Source organism: Methylobacterium indicum (genome assembly GCF_001043895.1).
GTDB lineage: Bacteria > Pseudomonadota > Alphaproteobacteria > Rhizobiales > Beijerinckiaceae > Methylobacterium > Methylobacterium indicum.
Genome location: NZ_JTHF01000189.1, coordinates 15,064 through 34,316 on the forward strand (window position 1 = coordinate 15,064; position 19,253 = coordinate 34,316).

Below are 19,253 nucleotides of genomic sequence, written 5' to 3' on the forward strand. Positions count from 1 at the left end.
TGACAGCATGGTGGGCTTCCTCGCGCAGCGGATCGTGAAGGGCATCGTGGTGCTCCTCGCCATCGTGGTCCTGAACTTCTTCCTGATCCGCCTCGCTCCCGGCGATCCGGCCCTGGTGATGGCCGGCGAGGCGGGGGCGGGCGACGAGGCCTTCATCGCCCAGCTGCGGGAAAAATTCGCCCTCGACCAGCCGCTGCCGCGCCAGCTCGCCGCCTATCTCGGCAGCATCGCCACGCTCGATCTCGGCTATTCGGTGCGCCAGCAGATGCCGGTGGCGACGCTGATCGGCGAGCGGCTGCCGGCGACCCTGCTGCTGACCGGCACCGCCTTCGCGGTCTCGCTGTCGCTCGGGGTGCTGCTGGGCTCGCTCGCCGCGCGGCGGGCCGGCACCCTGGCCGATACCGCGATCACCGGCCTCGCGCTCCTGTTCTATGCCACGCCACTGTTCTGGGTGTCGCTGATGGCGATCATCCTGTTCTCGGTCCGGCTCGACTGGCTGCCGAGCTTCGGCTTCGAGACCGTGGGGGCGGGCTATACCGGGCTCGCCCGCGCCCTCGACATCGCCCACCACCTCGTGCTGCCGGCGATGACGCTGGGGCTGTTCTTCATGGCGGTCTACGTGCGGATGACCCGCTCCTCGATGCTGGAGGTCTCGCGCCTCGACTTCGTCAAGACGGCGCGGGCCAAGGGCCTGACCGAGGGGGTGATCCAGCGCCGCCACATCCTGCGCAACGCCCTCCTGCCGGTGGTGACGCTGGCCGGCCTTCAGGCCGGGACGCTGGTCGGCGGCGCGGTGCTGACCGAGACGGTCTTCGCCTGGCCGGGGATCGGGCGGCTCATGTACGAGGCCCTGCTCCAGCGCGACTACAACCTGCTGCTGGGCGTCTTCGTGGTCTCCTCCGCGATGGTGCTGGTCTTCAACCTCGTCACCGACGTGGTCTACCGCGCGGTCGATCCCCGCATCGAGGTGGCGTGATGAGCGGCGCCCTTCCGTTGAGCGCCCCGGCGCCGGCCCGCCGCCGCCGCGGGCCCCTCGCCGCCTTCCTGCGCCATCCGGGCGCGGTGTTCGGGCTGGTGGTCCTGGTCCTCGTCGTCGCCGCGGCTCTGCTCGCGCCGGTGCTCTACCCGACCTCGCCCTGGCGCATGGTGCAGCGGCCCTTCGTGCCGCCCTTCACCCTGGAGCGGGTGCCGCTCGGCACCGACGCGCTCGGGCGCGACATCGCCGCCGGGCTGATGCACGGGGCCGGGGTCTCGCTGATCGTCGGCCTCGTCTCGACGCTCGCCGCCCTCCTCATCGGGGTGCCGCTCGGGGCGCTCGCCGGCTATCTCGGCGGCCGGGTCGACGACGCGCTCATGCGCTTCACCGAGCTGTTCCAGACCGTGCCGAGCTTCGCGCTCGCCATCGTGCTGGTGGCGATCCTGCAGCCCTCGCTCTCCTCGATGATCCTCGCCATCGCGCTGGTCAGCTGGCCGCCGGTGACCCGGCTGGTGCGGGGCGAGGTGCTGAGCTTGCGCTCGCGCGAATACGTCCAGGCGGCGATCGTGACGGGACAGACCACCTTCACCATCCTGCGCCGGGAGGTTTTGCCCAACACCCTGTCGCCGATCGTGGTGCTGGCCTCGCTGATGGTCGCCACCGCGATCCTGCTCGAATCGTCGCTGTCCTTCCTCGGGCTCGGCGATCCCAACCGGATGTCCTGGGGCTTCATGGTCGGGGCCGGCCGCACGGTGATCCGGCAGGCCTGGTGGATCACCGCCTTCCCGGGCGTGCTGATCCTCCTCACCGTGCTCGCCCTCAACCTGATCGGCGAGGGGCTGAACGACGCCCTCAACCCGCGCCTGTCCCGGGAGCGCTGAGATGGATGCCGACGTGACCCGCGCCGCCGTCTCGGTCCGCAATCTGAGCCTGGCCCTTCCCGAGGGCGGCGACCGGCCGAATGCCGTCGACGGGGTTTCGTTCGACCTCGTGGCCGGCGAGATCCTCTGCCTCGTCGGCGAATCGGGCTCCGGCAAGTCGATGTGCGCCCACGCCCTGATGGGCCTGCTGCCGAAGGCGGTCCGCCCGGTCTCCGGAGCGATCCGCCTCGGCGAGACCGACCTCTTGGGCCAGGACGAGGCGGGCTGGCGCGACACCCGCGGCCGGCGGATCGCGATGATCTTCCAGGAGCCGATGACGGCGTTGAACCCGCTGATGCGGATCGGCGACCAGATGGCCGAGATGTTCGAGGCCCACGGTCAGCTGACGCCGAAGGAGCGCCGCGCCCGCGCGGTGGCGCTCGCCGGCGAGGTCGGGCTGCCCAACCCCGAGCAGATCGTCCGCTCCTATCCCCACCAGCTTTCCGGCGGCCAGCGCCAGCGCGCGATGATCGCCATGGCGCTGGCCCTCGAACCCGCCGTGCTGGTGGCCGACGAGCCGACCACCGCCCTCGACGTGACCACCCAGGCGCAGATCCTCAAGCTGATCCGCGACCTCCAGACCCGCCGCAACATGGCGGTCCTGTTCATCACCCACGATTTCGGCGTGGTGGCGGAGATCGCCGACCGGGTGCTGGTGCTCCGCCACGGCCGGGTGGTGGAGGAAGGACCGGCGAGCGCCGTGCTCGGCCGGCCGCAGGCGGCCTATACCCGCACGCTTCTCGCCGCCGTGCCGACCATGGACCCGCCGAGCCGCCCGCCCCTCTCCGGGCCGAAGGCGGTCGAGGTGACGGGGTTGCAGAAGACCTACGTTAACGGCGGCGGCCTGTTTCGCGCCAAGCGCCGCACGGCGGCGGCGCGGAACGTCGCCTTCGCGCTCCATCGCGGCGAGACCCTCGGCCTCGTCGGCGAATCGGGCTCGGGCAAATCCTCGGTCGCTCGCCTCGTCATGCGGCTGATCGAGCCCGATTCCGGCCGGGTGCGCCTCGGCGACACCGACCTGACGGGGTTGAAGGGCGAGGCCCTGCGCCAAGCCCGCAGCCGCATCCAGATGGTGTTCCAGGATCCCTTCGCCTCGCTCAACCCGCGCCGCAGCGTGGGCAAGATCATCGCCGACGGGCCGGTGGCGCACGGGGTGCCACTCAGGGAGGCGATGGAGCGGGCGCGCCGGCTTCTCTCGCTCGTCGGCCTCGACGAGAAGGCGCTGGAGCGGTTTCCCCACGAATTCTCCGGCGGCCAGCGCCAGCGCATCGGCATCGCCCGGGCGCTCGCGCTCGAACCCGAGGTGCTGGTCGCCGACGAGGCGGTCTCGGCCCTCGACGTCTCGGTCCAGGCCCAGGTTCTGGCGCTGCTGGAAGACCTGAAGGCGCGGCTCGGCCTGTCGATGCTCTTCATCACCCACGATCTGCGGGTGGCGGCCCAGATCTGCGACCGGATCGCGGTGATGCGCCAGGGCGAGATCGTCGAGCTCAAGACCGCGAGCGCGCTGTTTGCCAATCCCGAGCATCCCTATACCCGCGCGCTCCTCGAGGCCGTGCCGGGCCGGGTGCGGCAGGCGGCCTGACGCGCGATGGACCGTCTTCCCTGCGTGCTCTTGAGCACCACCACCGACCTGCGCGGGCTGTTCGGCACGGCGCTCGCCGAGATTGCCGACCACGTCGAGATCCTGGACGATCCGGCACCGAACCCCGAGCGGGTGCGCCTGGCGCTGGCCTGGCGTCCGCCGGCCGACGCGATGGCGCGCTATCCCAACCTCGCGGCCCTCTGCTCGATCGCCGCGGGGGTCGACAACCTGCTCGCCTGCCCCGGTCGCCCGCCCGACCTGCCGGTGGTGCGGGTGGTCGATCCCGACCAGGCGCGGGCGATGTCGGGCTTCGTGCTCTGGCACGTCATCGGCCACCAGCGCCGCTTTTCCACTTATGCCGAGAACCAGCGCGACCGGCTCTGGCGCCGGCTCTATCCGCGGGACGCGAGCGCGGTGCCGGTCGGGATCCTGGGCTACGGCAAGATCGGCCGGCGGGTCGCCAGCGATCTGGCCGCCCTCGGCTTCCCGGTCCGGGCCTGGAGCCGCGGCCCTCAAGACTCGGAGCCCGGCATCACCCACCATCACGGGCCGGACGGGCTCGCGGCGATGCTCAGGCAGAGCGAGGTGCTGGTGAACCTGCTGCCCCTGACGCCGGAGACCCGCTTCCTCCTCGACGCCGCGCTCTTCTCGTCCTTGCGCCCCGGCGGCCTCCTGGTCCAGGTCGGCCGCGGCGAGCATCTGGTCGAGGCCGATCTGCTGGCGGCGCTCGAATCCGGCCGGCTCGCGGGGGCCGCCCTCGACGTCTTCGCCACCGAGCCGCTGCCCGCCGCCCATCCGTTCTGGGACCACCCGGCGATCCGCATCACCCCGCACGAGGCCTGCGAGGCGAGCCCGCAGGCCGTCGCCCGCACCCTGCTCGCGGCGGCCCAGGCCGTGCGCGAGGGCCGGGTGCCGCCGGACACGGTGGATCCAGCGCGGGGCTATTGATACCAACGGTCGTTGAAAACGACCTTTGGTTCCGTTCTCGAATTTTCGCCAAACCTCTGGCTTGGTGTCGAAAATTCGAGATGGTTCAACGGCCCGATGCGTCAGCATCTTGGGCCGTTGGTATGACGGCCCTGGCGAGCCGCGACGCCCGGCGGATTGCGACGCCGCTTCCGTTGCGGTAGTATTGACGCGTGGACCGGGATTGGACCCGGCCGGAGGGCGAGCCATGGAATCCATCCATGCCCGCCCCGTCCTCTGACGGGGCAACGACGCGAGGATCCCCGCATGGGCGGCGGACCGGCGTTCTGACGCAGCGAGGTGGTTCGTCCGCTCGCTGAGGCTCGTCTTCGGCTGCCTTGCGCAGCCCCGGAATCCACATTCTTCATGGGCAATCCCATCATCGCCACGCGCGCCCCCGGCGTTCGCGTGGTCGCCTCCGCCTCGACCTGGATCGAGGGCGAGGCCCTGCGCCAGCTCGACGAGACCGGCGCGCTTCCCGGCATGCGCGAGACCGTCGGCATGCCAGACCTCCATCCCGGCAAGAACGGCCCGGTCGGAGCGGCCTTCCTGTCGGAGGGACTGATCCGGCCGACGCTCGTCGGCTCCGATATCGGCTGCGGCATGGCCCTGTGGCAGACCGACCTCGCGGCGCGCCGGGCCGATCCGCACCGGATCGCCGCCCGGCTCGACGGGCTCGACGCGCCGTGGGACGGCGACACCGCCGGCTGGCTCGCCGAGCGCGGCGTCGCGCCCACGGCCTATGACGCCTCCCTCGGCACGGTCGGGCACGGCAACCACTTCCTCGAGGTGCAGGCGGTCGCCGAGATCCGCGATGCCGAGGCCGCCACCCGGATCGGGCTCGATCCCACCCGCCTCGCCCTGCTGGTCCATACCGGCAGCCGGGGCTTCGGCGAGTCGATCCTGCGGTCCCACACCGAGCGGCACGGGGCTTCGCCCCTGCGGGCCGACACGCCGGAGGGCGACACCTATCTGGCAGACCACGACGCGGCCGTGGCCTGGGCCCGCGCCAACCGCGACCTCGTCGCCCACCGGGCGCTGACGGCGCTCGGGGCCGAGGGGCGCTGCCTCCTCGACCTGTGCCACAATGGCGTCTCGCCGGTGGAGGTCGGCGGCTGCCGCTGCCACCTCCACCGCAAGGGCGCGGCCCCGGCCGATCGCGGGCCGGTGGTCGTGCCGGGGTCCCGGGGCGACGTCAGCGTCCTCGTCGCCCCGGTCCCGGACCGGGCCGACGCGCTGTGGTCGCTCGCCCACGGCGCCGGGCGCAAGCTCGGGCGGCACGAGGCGAAGGCCAAGCTCAAGGGCCGCCTGCGCCGCGAGGATCTCGCCCGCAACCCCTATGGCGGCGTCGTGGTCTGCGGCGACGAACGCCTGCTCTGGGAGGAGGCGGCGCCGGCCTACAAGCCGGCCGCGTCCGTCGTCGGCGACCTGGAGGCCGCCGGGCTGGTGCGGACCCTCGCGGTGCTGCACCCGCTCGTCACCTTCAAATGCTCGCTCGACCCCGACGGCCCGGCCCGGGCCGACAAGCAGGCCCGCCTGCGCAAGCGCCGTAGCGCCCGCGCGGCCAAACACCGGGAGCGCTGAGATGGTCCTGCTGCAACTCAGCGCCGGCCGCGGGCCCGGCGAATGCCGGCTGGCGGTCGCGGGCCTGTGCGACGTGCTGGTGCGGGAGGCCGGGGAAGCCGGCCTCGCCGCCACCGTGCTGGAGACGGTACCGGGAAAACCCGGCCTGCTCTCCGCCCTCGTCCGCCTCGACGGCGAGGACGGCGAGTCCCTGGACACCTGGGCCCGGTCCTGGGAAGGCACCGTCCGGTGGACCTGCCCGAGCCCGCTCCGACCGGGACACGGGCGCAAGAACTGGTTCGTCTCCGTCGCCCGGGTGGTGCCGCCCCGGATCGAGGATCTCGGCATCCGGGAATCCGACCTGCGCTGGGAGACGTTCCGCGCCTCCGGCGCCGGCGGCCAGCACGTCAACACGACGGACAGCGCCGTGCGGCTGCGCCACGGTCCGAGCGGCCTCACGGTCACCTGCGACACCGAGCGCAGCCAGCACCGCAACCGCGCCCTGGCCCTCACCCGGCTCGGCCTCGCGCTCCGGGCCCGGGCGGAGGCCCGGGCGCAGGCCGGCGCGCAGGAGCGCTGGGCCCTGACCGTCACGGTCGCGGATCGCGGCGGCAGCGCGGTCCGCGCCTATGCGGGGCCGGATTTCAGACGGGAGCGTCGAGCGGTGCCCCGTCAGATCTACCCCATTACGCATCGTTAACCATTCGGCGTGCAGGATCGCTGTGGCCGAGTTGACACGTCGCAGCGATTATCTCCGGCGGGTGGCTTCGTTTCGTCGTGTTGCGGGGATAAGCTCCGCCTCGGCTCACGGCCAAAGGGGGATGGGCATGTTCGGGACTGTGACGGCCTTCCTGGCGATCCTGATGGTTCTCGCCCTGCGCAACCTCGCCAAGGCGGCCTTGATGCCGGTTTACGCGGTGCGCGACATCCACCGCGGCCGCTACGTCCGCGGGCTGGTGCTGCTCTCCTGCTCGGGCCTCGCCGCCTGGTCGATCTGGACCATGACCCACACGACGCGGAATGCGGCCGCCCCGGTGGCGGCGGTGATGTATACCGGCTGACCGCCGGGCCGCTCCCCGCGACGCAATCCGCTCTGCGGCATCGGCGCCATGCGCTTCGCGCTGGCGCTTTCCGTCGTTCGGGCCCATATCCTGGCTGGCGCTCCGCACCGGCCGGTCCTGCCGGCGGGCCCCTCCGATCGGGCGCACAGGACCCCCATCGTCTGATCGACCCTCCCCCCGCGGTGCGGGCCCGGTACGGCGCGGCAACCAGCCGCGCCTTTCGCCGTGCGCCTTGCCGCCAAGAAGAGACCACCACCATGCTGCGTTCGAAGCAGAAGCCGAAGGTGCAGGATACCGGCTACGTCCTGTTCGACGTCTTTTACGAGGACGGCTCGCGCCGCTCCAACCGCCGGGTGCCCCGGACCGCCACCCTCGAGATGGATGCCGATGCCGCGATCCGTCAGGTGATCGAGGAGCAGGATCGCGACATCGCCGAGAAGTCCGGCCGTCCGCCGCTCGCCATCACCAAGATCCTGCGTTCGGACGGCTGAGCCGGATCTCGGTGCCGGCAGCCCATTGGCTGCCGGCCCGTCGTCACCGTCGCGGCGGGGCGGGAGTCTGCGACAGGCGGCGGCGCAGCCGCTTCAGCTCCGCATCGTCCCGCGCGCAGAGGTCGTGGCGGGTCATGGCGTCGAGCTGGCGCTGGATGCGCGCCTCGGCCGCCGGCGTGCCGGCCCGGGCTCCGGTGCAGAGAAGGCCGATCGCGATCGCCGCCACGCCCGTTCCGATCCGCCGCACCATGGCGTTTTCTCTCCATCTGCCGGCGGACCCTCGCCCGGAGAGGTGAACGCTTTCCCCAATCGTGCCGCGCCTCAGGCCGCCACCGCGTAGACATCCCCGGAATTCGCCTCCGGCGGCAGGCCGGTGAGGTAGTCCGCCATCGCGTCGCGCCCGACCGGGCGGCCGAACCGCAGGGACTGGCTCTCGCCGAGCGCCACGTCGAACCCGTAGGGGCCGAGCCCCGCCAGCCGGTCGAGGCAGCGCAGGGCCACCGCCCGGGCGATGGTGGTGAACTCGAAGGACAAGGCCGGCAGCGGCTGCGTGAGCCCGGCGAGCACCCGGTCCTCGAACCCCTCGACGTCGATCTTCACGAAGGCCGGGCGCCCGTGCTCCGCCACCAGCCGATCGAGGGTGGTGGCCGGCACCGTGATCCGGTCGTCCCAGACCTGACCCTCCCAGCCCGGCGCCCCCGCGGCCTCCGCGATGAAGCCCGGCGACGCCGTGGACACGGTCGGGTTGGCGCGGTTCAGGTGGAGCACGACGTCACCGCATCGATCTCCCGCGGCGGCCGCCGTCAGGACCACGCCGGGATCGCGGCCGTGCAGCAGGCGCAGGGCCCGCATCGGTCCCGGCTGCGGCTCGAGGGCGACGACCCGGGCGCCGAGGCGCCGAAACGCCGCCACCCGGTCCCCGACATGGGCGCCGATATCGAACACCAGGTCGTCCGGTCGCACGAAGCGGCGGTAGAGCGCGTCCATCGCGGCCCGGGGGGCGCCCGCGCCGCGATAGAGCCGCAGCGAACGGCCGATGGCGACGGCGGTACCCCGCGGGCGGGTGCCTTCGGGACGGATCATCGAAACTCCGGGACGGCGACGGCTGCACCGATGCCTAAGCGGATTTCGCCGAAGTGAACATCGGTTCGGCGGCAGGAATCCGCGACCAAATACGGGATCAGAGCGGGCGACGCGCCGGCCCGCCGACGCACCTCCGCTACGCACGGAAAGCGGCGGTCGCCCGCGCTGCGGCACCGTGCAGCGCAGGACCGCGCGGGACTTATCCAACCACCGGACGTTGTGGGCACACACGACCCCGCTTCGCGCGGGTACCCCCACACGCCTGTGAGAGACCCGATGGCTGCCGAGACCACCGATCTGTCCGACCGCGCCCTGTCGATCTTCGCCTTCGCGGCCTACCACCACCTGATCAGCGGCCAGCCGATCAGCTCGGTCATCCGCCGGGACGGCAGCGGCCATGAGGCCGACCCGCAGGGCGCCGCCGAGGTCGAGAAACGCGGTCTCGCGACCCTGAGCGAGGACGAGATCACCTTCACCGAGCCCGGCGTCGCCTTCGTCGAGCAGGTGGTGGCGGCGATCCGCGGGGCGTCCTCGCGCTGACGCGCCGCTTGACGGCCCGCGCACCGTGATGGGAAGCCGTCCCGGCCGTGCGCGGGCTGCTCCCGGCGCCGCCGGGAGGGATTTCGCCTTGGACGCGTCCGCATTGTCAGGCTCGCACGATCTCGCCGGCCTGATCGACCACACGCTCCTGCGCGCCGATGCGACCGCGCCCGAGGTGCGGCGTCTCTGCGAGGAGGCGCTGGCGCATCGCTTCAAGGCGGTCTGCGTCAATCCCGTCCATGTCGGGCTGGCGGCGGAGATCCTGGCCGGCAGCGCCGTCGCCCCCTGCTCCGTCGTCGGCTTCCCCCTCGGGGCCGTCATGCCGCAGGACAAGGCCGCGGAGGCCGCCGGGGCCGTCGCCCGCGGTGCCGCCGAGATCGACATGGTGATCGCGCTCGGCGCCCTGAAGGCCGGCGACCACGCTGCCGTCCGGGACGACATCGCGGCGGTGCGAGCCGCCTGCCGGGGCCGGGTGCTGAAGGTGATCATCGAGACCTGCCTTCTCGACGACGCGCAGAAGCGTCTCGCCTGCAGCCTGGCGGTCGAGGCCGGGGCCGATTTCGTCAAGACCTCGACCGGCTTCTCGACCGGCGGCGCCACCGTGGCGGACGTCGCCCTGATGCGGGCGACGGTCGGCGATGGGATCGGCGTCAAGGCGTCGGGCGGCGTGCGCAGCCTGGAATCCGCCCGCGCCATGATCGCCGCCGGGGCGACCCGGCTCGGCACCAGCTCGGGGGTGGCCCTGGTGACCGCCGGCCTTGCGGGCGACGGCTACTGAGGCGGGGCGTCCTCCGGCCGCCAGCGCGCCGGCCGGCTGCCGTCCTCGTCGGTGAAGCCGTAGGCGGCCGCGAGGTCGGCGACGTGCACGACCTGTCCGCCCCGCTCGGCCACGGCCGGATCGCCGGCCAGCGCCGCCAGCGCCCGTCCGGCATAGAGCGGGCTCTCGCCGGCCTCGCCGCCCATGCCGGCCTCCAGCACCCGCTCGGTCCGTACCAGGCCCGGCGCCAGGGCAAGCGCGGTGACGCCGTGGGGGCGCAGCTCCTCGGCCATCGCGAGGGCGAGGCGGTTGGTGGCGGATTTGGCGAGGTCGTAGAACAGGTCGCCGAGATAGGCCTCCGTGCCGAACGAGACCAGCGCCAGGAGCCCGCCCTTGGCCGAGACCATGGCGGGGGCGACGGCGCGGGCCAGCAGCAGGCCGGCGAGCGGCCCGGTCTCCATGCCGTGGCGCAGGGGCGCGAGGCCGCGGCGCCAGAACGCGGTGCCCCAGGCGGCGCCGTCGGGGTAGCGCACGCCGTCATAGCCCTCGTTGCCGCCCCAGACGCTCGACACCGCGACGTCGATCCGGCCGAAGCGGCGCAGCACCCAGCGCACCATCGCGTCGACCTCGCCCTCGCGGGTGTGGTCGCACAGGTAGTGGTGGCCGCGCCCGCCCGCGAGATCGACCTCCCGGGCGGTGTCCTCCAGGGCTTCCGCGCGCTGGTCGGTGCGGGCACCCGTCTCGCTGGAACGCGCCGTGACCACGACCGTGGCGCCGGCCTCGCCCAAGGCCCGGGCGATGCCACGGCCGACCCCCCGCGAGGCGCCGGCAACGAGGCAGACTTTTCCGGAAAGATCCGGGACGCCCGCGGGCCTCACCGGGGGGCGCGGGACAGGAAGCGCTGGAACGCGGCCTGCGCCTCGGGCGAGCGCAAGGCCGCGTCGAACGCCTCGGCCTCCGCCGCCATGGCGGATTGCACGGCCGCGTGGTCGCCGCGGATCAGCCGGCGGGCGGCGGCGATCGCCTGGCGGGGCTTGGCGGCGAGCTTGGCGCCCTGCGCCAGCGCGTGCTCCAGGAGGCCGTCCGCCGGCACGACCGCGTTGGCAAGGCCGAGCCGCACCGCCTCGTCGGCCCCGTAGGCCTCGCCGAGGAGCAGCAGTTCGGTGGCCTTCGCCACGCCGACCCGGCGCGGCAGCAGGTAGCTGGAGGCGGCCTCCGGCACGAGGCCGAGATCGACGAAGGGCATCCGGAAGGTGGCGGCCGGCGCGACGTAGACGAGGTCGCAGTGATAGGTCAGCGTCGTCCCGACCCCGACCGCGAGCCCGTCCACCGCCGCCACCATCGGGGTACGGGTCACGGCGAGCTGGCGGATGAAACGCAGCGACGGCGCCTCCCCGAAGGATTTTTCCGCCCGGGCGACGAAATCCGCGATGTCGTTGCCGGCGGTGAACACGCCCTCCGACCCGGCGAACACCACCGCGCCGACGCCCGATCCCTCGCGGTCGGCGCCCTCCAGCGCCTCCCGCATGGCGTCGTACATCGCGCCGGTCAGCGCGTTCTTCTTCTCGGGGCGGGCGAGCTGCACGAGGCGGACACCGCCGGGCTGGTCGGTGATGCGGACGTGGTCGGTCATGGAACCCTCGGGATTGCGGCCTGGACGCAGGATCTTTCGTGACGAGTCGGCCTAGCTGAAATCCTCCATGTCATCCCGGGGCTCGGCGAAGCCGAGAACCCGGGATCCATAACCGCTGACGGTACCGAACGAGGCGGCTGGCCTTCCGCTTCATCCTGCATCCTCGGCGGCTATGGATCCCGGGTTCCACTGCGCGGCCCCGGGATGACCCGGAGGGGATGAGTCCGGGCGTATGCGACCCGGCTCCCTCACCCCGCCAGCGCCAGCACCCCATCCTGCAGGAAGCCGCCGCCGCCGGTCACCGTCTCCTCCAGGCCGCGCGACGCGGTGGCGAGGTTCTCGGCGAAGAACCGGGCGAGCGCGATGCGGGCCGGGTGGGCGGGATCGGTCGCGCCGTCCTTGACCGCGGCGTTCGCCGCGAGGGCCGCCTGCGCCAGGCAGGTACCGCCTTGCGCCAGGCCGAACAGGCGGAGATACGGCGTCGCGCCGGCCAGGGCCTCGTCGGGCCGGTTGGAGCCCAGCGCCTTCAGAAGGTAGCCCGTCGCCCGGTCGAGCGCTTCGATCGTCTCGCGCAGCCGCGGGGCGGTGTGGCCGAAGCCGGGACCGCCCTCCTTCAGCACCCGCTCGGCGATGAGGCGCATTGCGGCGATCTGGCCGCGGACCACCGCGCCGTTCTCCAGCGGCAGCTTGCGGGTGACGAGGTCGATCGCCTGGATGCCGTTGGTGCCCTCATAGATCGCCGCGATGCGGGCGTCGCGCAGGTGCTGGGCCGCGCCGGTCTCCTCGACGAAGCCCATGCCGCCATGGACCTGGATGCCGAGCGAGGCGACCTCGATGCCGATATCGGTCGAGAATGCCTTCGCCACCGGGGTCAGCAGCGAGGCCCGGGCCTGCGCCGCCTTGCGGGCCGCCTCGTCCGGCGCCCGGTGCGCGCGGTCGATCGCTTCCGCCGTCAGGTAGCAGATACCCCGGGAGGCGCCGGTCAGGGCCTTCATGGTGAGCAGCATGCGCTGCACGTCCGGATGGTCGATGATCGCGCTCGCGCCCTCGGTGGCGGAGGCCGCCCGGCCCTGGCGGCGGTCGCGGGCATAGGACAGCGCCTGCTGATAGGCCCGCTCGGCGATGGCGACGCCCTGGAGGCCGACGCCGAGGCGGGCGTTGTTCATCATCGTGAACATGCAGGCCAGCCCCCGGTTGGCCTCGCCGACGAGCCAGCCGGTGGCGCCGTCATACACCATGGTGCAGGTCGGCGAGCCGTGGATGCCGAGCTTGTGCTCGATGCCCGCACATTTGAGCGCGTTGCGCGAGCCGTCCGGCAGCACCTTCGGCACCAGGAACAGCGAGATGCCGCGGGTGCCGGGAGGCGCGTCGGGCAGCCGCGCCAGAACGAGATGCACGATGTTGTCGGTGAGGTCGTGCTCGCCCCAGGTGATGTAGATCTTCTCGCCCGAGATCCGGTAGGAGCCGTCGCCTGCGGGCTCGGCCCGGGTGCGCATCACCGAGAGGTCCGAGCCGGCCTGCGGCTCGGTGAGGTTCATGGTGGCGGTCCACTCGCCCGAGACCAGCTTCTCGAGGTAGCGGGCGCGCAATTCCTCGCTGCCGTGGCGGCTCAGCGCCTCGACGCCGCCGGCGGTCAGCAGCGGGCCGAGGCCGAAGGCCATCGCGGCGGAATTCCACATCTCGATGCAGGCGGCGTTGAGCAGGATCGGCAAGCCCTGGCCGCCATACTCGACCGGGCCCGGGAGCGCGTTCCAGCCGCCCTCGGTCCAGGCGCGGTAGGCCTCCCGGTAGCCCGGCGGCATGGTGACCACGCCGTCCTTGAGCGGGGTGCCGTGGCGGTCGCCGACCGTGTTGAGCGGCGCCACCACGTCGTTGGCGAAGCGGCCGGCCTCGTCCAGGATCGTGTCGACGAGATCGTCGGAGAGGTCCCCGTGCAGGCCCTCCGCGATGGCGCGGTCGAGCCCGGCGACGTGCCGGAGGGTGAAGGCCATCTCGGCCACGGGCGCGCGATAGGTCATCGAGGGCTCCTCCCCGGGGAGCGGGTCGGGCGGTCGACCGCGGAGGAACCCGCCGCGCGGGACCCCGGGCGCCGCCCTTTGGATTTGACGTGCGGCCGCCGCCGACGTTACGGCCGGCGGCATGGTGACCGACAGTTTAGACGTGAACGATGATCGCGGGTCAATGGCGACCCAGCGCCTCTCCGCCGATGCCGCGGGCCTCGCCGAGGCCGGTGCCCTGCTGCGGGCGGGTAAGCTCGTCGCGATTCCGACCGAGACCGTCTACGGGCTTGGCGCCGATGCCGGCGATCCCAAGGCGGTGGCGGCGATCTACGCCGCCAAGGAGCGGCCGCGATTCAACCCGCTGATCGCCCACCTGCCGGACCTCGCGGCGGCCCGGCGGGAGGGCGAGTTCGGCGCGGACGCCCTGGCTCTCGCGCAGGCGTTCTGGCCCGGGCCGCTGACCCTGGTGGTCCCGGCGGCCTCGGGCGGCCGCGTCTGCGACCTCGCCCGGGCCGGCCTGCCGAGCGTGGCCCTGAGGGTCCCCGGCAGTCCCCTCGCCCGCGCGGTGCTGGCGGCGGCGGGCTGTCCGGTGGCGGCACCCTCGGCCAACCGCTCGGGGCGCGTGAGCCCGACCGAGGCCGACCACGTGCTCGGCGACCTCGACGGCCGGATCGCCGCGATCCTCGACGGCGGCGCCTGCCCGGTCGGGGTCGAATCGACCATCGTCGCCTGCCTCGACGGCCCGCCGGTGCTGCTGCGCCCGGGCGGCGTGCCGCGCGCGAGCATCGAGGCCGTGCTCGGCCGGCCTCTCGCCCTGCCGTCGGTGCCGGCCGGATCGGCGCCGGTTTCTCCGGGGCTCCTCGCCTCGCACTACGCGCCCCGGGCCGCGATGCGCCTCGACGCGACGGAGATCCTGTCCGGCGAGGCCGCCCTGCTGTTCGGTTCTGCGGCCCCGGCCGGCCTCGACCGGGCGCTCCTGTCGCTCAACCTCAGTCCGGCCGGCGACCTTGCCGAGGCGGCCTCCCACCTCTTCGGCTACCTGCGAAGGCTCGACGCCGCCGGTCCCGCGGTGATCGCGGTCGCGCCGATCCCCGCGGACGGCCTCGGCGAGGCGATCCGCGACCGCCTCGGCCGCGCCGCCGCGCCGCGCTGACGGCACCCCAAAAAATTCGCGCCTCCCGCGGAACCGGATCCGCGGAAGGCGCGTTGTAGGGGTCTAGAAGGTCACTCAAGCCCCCATCGACCTTCCGCCTCGAAGCCCGGATCCGTCCGGGCTTTTTCTTTGGCCGGTCCGGTGCTCAGCTGGCGAGCTTCGCGGCGAGACCGGCGACGTGGCGGCCCTGGAAGCGGGCGCCTTCCAGCTCCACCGCGCTCGGCTGGCGGCTGCCGTCGCCGCCCGCGATGGTGGAGGCGCCGTAGGGCGAATTGCCCATCACCTCGTCGGTGCCGAGCTGGCCCTGGAAGCTGTAGGGCAGGCCGACCACCACCATACCCTGGTGCAGCAGGACGGTGTGGACGCTGAGGATCGTGGATTCCTGGCCGCCATGCTGCGAGGCCGTGGAGGTGAAGACCGCCCCGACCTTGCCGACCAGCGCGCCCTTGGCCCACAGGCCGCCGGTCTGGTCGATGAAGTTCTTCATCTGCGCGGCCATGTTGCCGAAGCGGGTCGGCGTGCCGATGATGATCGCGTCGTAGCCCGGCAGCTCGTCCACGGTGGCGATCGGCGCCGCTTGGTCGAGCTTGTAATGGGCGTTGCGGGCGACCTCCTCCGGCACCAGTTCCGGCACCCGCTTGACCGCCACCTCGGCGCCCGCCTCCCGGGCGCCCTCAGCCACCGCCTGCGCCATCTGCTCGATATGGCCGTAGGTCGAATAGTAGAGGACCAGAACCTTCGCCATCGCGCGATCTCCTGCCAATGTCGTGACTTGCGTGGGGCGGACCATCGCGGATCGCGGGCGCCGACGAAATCCCCTATGTTGCAAGCCCGCGCTTGCAGGCGCGCAAGGTCGGGAGATCCCCGTGACTGCTCCCCTCGCCTGGGACGATTTTCGGCTGGTGAAGGCCATCTTCGATCAGCGCGGCCTGACCCAGGCCGCCGAGCGGCTCGGCATCAACCACTCCACCGCCTTCCGGCGGCTCGGCCAGATCGAGGCGTCGCTGCGCACACCGCTCTTCGAGCGCCACCGCACCGGCTACGTGCCGACCCCGGCGGCCGAGGAGATGGTGCGGATCGCCGCCCGGATGGAGGAGGACGTGCTCGCCTTCACCCGGCGGATCGAGAGCTGCGGCCTCACCCCGGCCGGGGAGCTGCGCGTCACCACCGCGGCCTCGCTCCTGACCGGTCTCCTGACGCCGATCCTCGCGGAGTTCTGCGCCCGCTGCCCGGAGGTGCGCCTCGACGTCGTGGTGTCCGAGCAGGCGCTCAACCTCGCCAAGCGCGACGCCGACGTGGCGCTGCGCGCCACCAACGACCCGCCCGACACGCTGGTCGGCCGGCGCCTCGCCACCATCGCCTGGGCGCTCTACGGCCGGGCCGACCTCGATAGGAGCGTGCCGCTCGATGCACAGCGCTGGGTCTCGCCCGCGCCCCGCCTCGGCGCCGCGGCGGCGGCCCGCTACGTCCAGGAGCGCACGGCGCCCGAGCGGGTGATCCTGCGCCTCGACACCGTGCAGGGGCTGGCGGACGCGGTCGAATCCGGCATCGGGATCGGCCCCCTGCCCTGTGTCATCGGCGATCCCCGGCCCGGGCTCGTGCGGCTCTCCGAACCCGAGCCCGAACTGGCGGCGGGCCTGTGGCTCCTCACCCATCCCGACCTGCGCCGCGCCGCCCGGGTGCGCGCCTTCCTCGACTTCGTCGGCGACGCCCTCACGCGTCAGCGCGACCTGATCGAGGGGGGGCGGCCGGACGGTTGACGCCCTCGTCGCGGCCGCCCGCGGCGTTGCCGATCAGAAGAAGGTCGGGCGCGCGCTCGCGGTGTGCTCCTTCAGCACCGCGCCGGTCGTGGTGTCGACCTCCTTCATCAGCACGTCGTAGCCCCAGAGGTCGGCGAGGTGCTGGAGCACCCGGTTCGCATCGTCCTTGTTGAGGAGCACGCGGTTGAGCACCTTGTGGTGCAGGATCAGCTTGCGGTCGCCTTCCAGATCGACGTCGACCACCTCGATGTCGGGGTCGAGCCAGGCGACGTCGTATTGCCGGGCGAAGGCCCGGCGCAGCTTCCGGTAGCCGCGCTCGTCGTGGATCGCCTCGACGCGGAGTTCCGGCTTGTCGGGATCGTCGGTGACGTGGAACAGCCGCAGCTGGCGCATCAGACGCGGGCTGAGGAACTGGGCGATGAAGCTCTCGTCGCGGTAATTCGCCCAGACGTCGCGCAGCACTCCCATCGCGTCGCCGCTGCCGGCGATGTCGGGGAACCAGGCCCGGTCCTCCTCGGTCGGATCGGTGCAGATGCGGGCGATGTCCGTCATCATGGCAAAGCCGATGGCGTAGGGGTTGTGGCCGCCATAGCTCCGGTCGTCGTAGTTCGGCTGGCGGATGACGTTGGTGTGGGATTGCAGGAATTCGAGGTAGGCCGCCTCGTCGATCTGCCCGGTCTCGGACAGGCGGGTCATGATCCGGTAGTGGTTGTAGGTGGCGCAGCCCTCGTTCATCACCTTGGTCTGGCGCTGCGGGTAGAAATACTGCGCGACGTGGCGGACGATGCGCAGGATCTCGCGCTGCCAGGGCTGGAGCCGCGGCGCCGCCTTCTCCAGGAAGTAGAGGATGTTCTCCTGGGGCAATTCCAGCAGTGCCCTGCGCCGCTCGGCGCTCGGGTCCGGCTTGCCGGTCGGGCTCTTGGCCGGCAGGGTGCGCCAGAGGTCGTTGTACATCCGCTCCTGGTGCTCCTGCCGCTCGCGCTCGCGGCGCTGCTCGGAGGAGAGGTCGGGGCGCTTCTTGCGCGGGTAGCGGTGGACGCCCTGGTTCATCAGGGCGTGGGCGGCGTCCAGCACCGATTCGACGGCGTTGTGGCCGTAGCGCTCCTCGCACCGGGTAATGAAGGTCTTGGCGAAGTCGAGGTAGTCGAGGATGCCCTCGGCATCCGTCCACTGGCGAAACAGGTAGTTGTTCTTGAAGAAATGGTTATGGCCGAAGGCGGCATGCGCGATGACGAGCGTCTGCATCGTCGCCGTGTTCTCCTCCATGATGTAGGAGATGCACGGGTCGGAGTTGATGACGATCTCGTAGGCGAGCCCCATCAGGCCGCGGCGGTAGCCGGCCTCGTGCTGCGCGAAGTGCTTGCCGAACGACCAGTGCTTGTAGAACAGGGGCATGCCGATCGACGCGTAGGCGTCGAGCATCTGCTCGGCGGTGATGATCTCGATCTGGTTGGGGTACCAGCTCAGGCCGAGCTCCGGTCCGGCGATCGCCTCGCAGGCGTCGTGGATGCGCCGGATGGTGTCGAAGTCCCAGTCGTTGCCGGTGAAGAGCGGGGCGGTCCTGGCGATGACGGCCGGGCTCGCGGGCCGCGTGCCGAAGGTGGCGGAACTCATCGGGCGTCGAACCTCCCGGTACCTGAAAACATCCCGCGGCGGGATGCGGATCGTCGTTCAAGCGGGCGCGGCCCGGAGCCGGGGCCGCGCCGTCGTCGCGGCCGTCAGGGTGCCGCAGCCTCCTGGCCGGCCTTGTTGCGCGAGAAGAGCTCGCGGAAGACCGGGTAGATGTCCCGGCGATGGTTGACCTTGCGCATCGCCAGGACCGAGTTGGCCTTTGCCACCGGCTCGTAGGTGCGCCACAGCGTGGTGCGGTGCTCGACGAAGCCCGCCCGCGGCCCGCCCTCGTCGCCGACCTCCAGATAGGCGAAGTACTGGCAGGCCGGCAGGATCGCCGAGCGCAGCAGGTCCTGCGAGGTGGCGCCATCGCTCGACACGTTGTCGCCGTCCGAGGCCTGGGCCGCGTAGATGTTCCAGTCGTCCGGGCTGTAGCGCTCGGCGATGATCCGCTTCATCTCGACCAGCGCCGAGGAGACCAGCGTGCCGCCGGTCTCGCGCGAGCCGAAGAACGTCTCCTCGTCGACCTCCTTGGCGTGGTCGGTGTGGCGGATGAAGACGATCTCGACGTGCTTGTAGCGCCGGGTCAGGAAGATGTGCAGCAGGATGTAGAACCGCTTGGCGAGGTCCTTCATGTGCTCGGTCATCGAGCCCGAGACGTCCATCAGGCAGAACATCACCGCCTGGGCCACCGGCCGCGGGTAGGGCTCGAAGCGCCGGTAGCGCAGGTCGATCGGGTCGACGTAGGGGATGCGGTGCGAGCGGGTGCGCAGGCGCTCCAGCTCCGCCCGCATCTCGTCGAGGATCGCGGCGTCGGGCTCGCTCTCCTCGAGCGCCCGGATCTCCTCCTCAAGCGCCGCGGTCTCGGCCGCCTTGGGCCGCTTCAGGGCGATGCGCCGCGACAGCGAGTTGCGCAGGGTCCGGCCGATCGAGAGGTTGGCGGGCGAACCCGAGACCGTGTAGCCGGCCCGGCGCAGGGTCGCGGTCTCGACCACCGCGAGACGGCGCTTGGCGAGGTCGGGCAGTTCGAGATCCTCGAGGAAGAGTTCCAGGAACTCCTCGCGGGTGAGGACGAAGCGGAACGAATCCTCGCCGTCCTGCCCGCCGTCGCCGGCCTCGCCGCTGCCGCCCCCTCCCCCGCCGCCGCCCGGCGGGCG

20 protein-coding genes are annotated in these 19,253 nt (G+C 72.2%); 12 read left to right on the forward strand and 8 right to left on the reverse strand.

The window, feature by feature from the left end:
* The first annotated feature begins 7 nt into the window (after nucleotides 1–7).
* The 8 genes from QR78_RS22060 (at nucleotide 8) to QR78_RS22095 (ending at nucleotide 7,559) form a co-directional block, all read left to right on the forward strand.
* Nucleotides 8–976 (forward strand): ABC transporter permease, encoded by a 969-nt coding sequence (locus QR78_RS22060; protein WP_048429733.1) that lies wholly within the window; start codon nucleotides 8–10, stop codon nucleotides 974–976.
* Nucleotides 976–1,857 carry an ABC transporter permease gene (locus tag QR78_RS22065; protein WP_048429734.1) on the forward strand — a complete coding sequence of 294 codons (882 nt, stop codon included), beginning with the start codon at nucleotides 976–978 and terminating at the stop codon, nucleotides 1,855–1,857. Before QR78_RS22060 ends, QR78_RS22065 begins: the two co-directional genes overlap by 1 nt.
* A 1-nt stretch (nucleotide 1,858) precedes the next feature.
* Nucleotides 1,859–3,478 (forward strand): ABC transporter ATP-binding protein, encoded by a 1,620-nt coding sequence (locus QR78_RS22070; RefSeq protein WP_048429735.1) that lies wholly within the window; start codon nucleotides 1,859–1,861, stop codon nucleotides 3,476–3,478.
* A gap of 6 nt (nucleotides 3,479–3,484) precedes the next feature.
* Entirely contained in the window at nucleotides 3,485–4,426 is a 942-nt protein-coding gene (locus tag QR78_RS22075) for a 2-hydroxyacid dehydrogenase (protein WP_048429736.1), read from the forward strand.
* A 384-nt stretch (nucleotides 4,427–4,810) separates the two neighbouring features.
* Nucleotides 4,811–6,028, forward strand: coding sequence for an RNA ligase RtcB family protein (locus QR78_RS22080; protein WP_082171528.1), 1,218 nt, complete (start codon nucleotides 4,811–4,813; stop codon nucleotides 6,026–6,028).
* A 1-nt stretch (nucleotide 6,029) separates the two neighbouring features.
* Entirely contained in the window at nucleotides 6,030–6,707 is a 678-nt protein-coding gene (gene prfH / locus QR78_RS22085) for a peptide chain release factor H (RefSeq protein ID WP_048429737.1), read from the forward strand.
* Nucleotides 6,708–6,834: 127 nt separating this feature from the next.
* Entirely contained in the window at nucleotides 6,835–7,068 is a 234-nt protein-coding gene (locus QR78_RS22090; RefSeq protein ID WP_048429752.1) for a hypothetical protein, read from the forward strand.
* Nucleotides 7,069–7,325: 257 nt separating this feature from the next.
* Nucleotides 7,326–7,559 carry a hypothetical protein gene (locus QR78_RS22095; RefSeq protein ID WP_048429738.1) on the forward strand — a complete coding sequence of 78 codons (234 nt, stop codon included), beginning with the start codon at nucleotides 7,326–7,328 and terminating at the stop codon, nucleotides 7,557–7,559.
* 43 nt (nucleotides 7,560–7,602) lie between these two features.
* On the opposite strand, the gene QR78_RS22100 is transcribed toward QR78_RS22095, so the two are convergent.
* Both QR78_RS22100 and QR78_RS22105 read right to left on the reverse strand, forming a co-directional pair.
* Entirely contained in the window at nucleotides 7,603–7,809 is a 207-nt protein-coding gene (locus QR78_RS22100) for a hypothetical protein (protein WP_048429739.1), read from the reverse strand.
* Nucleotides 7,810–7,880: 71 nt separating this feature from the next.
* Nucleotides 7,881–8,642: an FkbM family methyltransferase gene (locus QR78_RS22105; protein WP_048429740.1), complete on the reverse strand. Its 762-nt coding sequence runs from the start codon at nucleotides 8,640–8,642 to the stop codon at nucleotides 7,881–7,883.
* Nucleotides 8,643–8,918: 276 nt separating this feature from the next.
* On the opposite strand from QR78_RS22105, the gene QR78_RS22110 reads away from it, so the two are divergent.
* A complete protein-coding gene (locus QR78_RS22110; RefSeq protein WP_048429741.1) occupies nucleotides 8,919–9,182 on the forward strand; it encodes a hypothetical protein in 264 nt (87 codons plus the stop codon).
* 88 nt (nucleotides 9,183–9,270) lie between these two features.
* Nucleotides 9,271–9,960: a deoxyribose-phosphate aldolase gene (gene deoC, locus QR78_RS22115; RefSeq protein ID WP_048429742.1), complete on the forward strand. Its 690-nt coding sequence runs from the start codon at nucleotides 9,271–9,273 to the stop codon at nucleotides 9,958–9,960.
* On the opposite strand, the gene QR78_RS22120 is transcribed toward deoC, so the two are convergent.
* The 3 genes from QR78_RS22120 to QR78_RS22130 all read right to left on the reverse strand — a co-directional run bounded on the left by QR78_RS22120 (nucleotide 9,954) and on the right by QR78_RS22130 (nucleotide 13,590).
* The gene (locus QR78_RS22120) at nucleotides 9,954–10,817 is read right to left on the reverse strand and encodes an SDR family NAD(P)-dependent oxidoreductase (RefSeq protein WP_048429743.1); all 864 of its coding nucleotides are present in this window, start codon (nucleotides 10,815–10,817) and stop codon (nucleotides 9,954–9,956) included. The two genes, deoC and QR78_RS22120, sit on opposite strands and share 7 nt — an antisense overlap.
* Nucleotides 10,814–11,572 (reverse strand): enoyl-CoA hydratase-related protein, encoded by a 759-nt coding sequence (locus QR78_RS22125; protein ID WP_048429744.1) that lies wholly within the window; start codon nucleotides 11,570–11,572, stop codon nucleotides 10,814–10,816. The genes QR78_RS22120 and QR78_RS22125 overlap by 4 nt, the downstream gene beginning before the upstream one ends.
* Nucleotides 11,573–11,820: 248 nt before the next feature.
* Nucleotides 11,821–13,590, reverse strand: coding sequence for an acyl-CoA dehydrogenase family protein (locus QR78_RS22130; RefSeq protein WP_048429745.1), 1,770 nt, complete (start codon nucleotides 13,588–13,590; stop codon nucleotides 11,821–11,823).
* A gap of 163 nt (nucleotides 13,591–13,753) precedes the next feature.
* Here QR78_RS22130 and QR78_RS22135 point away from each other — a divergent pair, with 163 nt between their 5' ends.
* Nucleotides 13,754–14,725, forward strand: a complete 972-nt coding sequence (locus tag QR78_RS22135) for an L-threonylcarbamoyladenylate synthase (RefSeq protein WP_425284126.1) — start codon at nucleotides 13,754–13,756, stop codon at nucleotides 14,723–14,725.
* Nucleotides 14,726–14,870: 145 nt separating this feature from the next.
* Here the strand turns inward: QR78_RS22135 and wrbA are convergent, their stop codons facing one another.
* Nucleotides 14,871–15,470, reverse strand: coding sequence for an NAD(P)H:quinone oxidoreductase (gene wrbA / locus QR78_RS22140; RefSeq protein ID WP_048429747.1), 600 nt, complete (start codon nucleotides 15,468–15,470; stop codon nucleotides 14,871–14,873).
* Between the two features lie 121 nt (nucleotides 15,471–15,591).
* Between wrbA and QR78_RS22145 the strand changes: the two genes are divergently transcribed.
* Nucleotides 15,592–16,485 carry a LysR family transcriptional regulator gene (locus tag QR78_RS22145; RefSeq protein WP_089504089.1) on the forward strand — a complete coding sequence of 298 codons (894 nt, stop codon included), beginning with the start codon at nucleotides 15,592–15,594 and terminating at the stop codon, nucleotides 16,483–16,485.
* A gap of 33 nt (nucleotides 16,486–16,518) precedes the next feature.
* Here QR78_RS22145 and QR78_RS22150 read toward each other — a convergent pair whose 3' ends face one another.
* Together QR78_RS22150 and QR78_RS22155 are read right to left on the reverse strand one after the other, a co-directional pair.
* Nucleotides 16,519–18,099, reverse strand: coding sequence for a SpoVR family protein (locus QR78_RS22150; protein ID WP_048429748.1), 1,581 nt, complete (start codon nucleotides 18,097–18,099; stop codon nucleotides 16,519–16,521).
* Nucleotides 18,100–18,203: 104 nt separating this feature from the next.
* Nucleotides 18,204–19,253, reverse strand: a 1,050-nt coding sequence (locus QR78_RS22155; protein ID WP_048429749.1) for a YeaH/YhbH family protein, incomplete at its 5' end; no start/stop codon positions are given.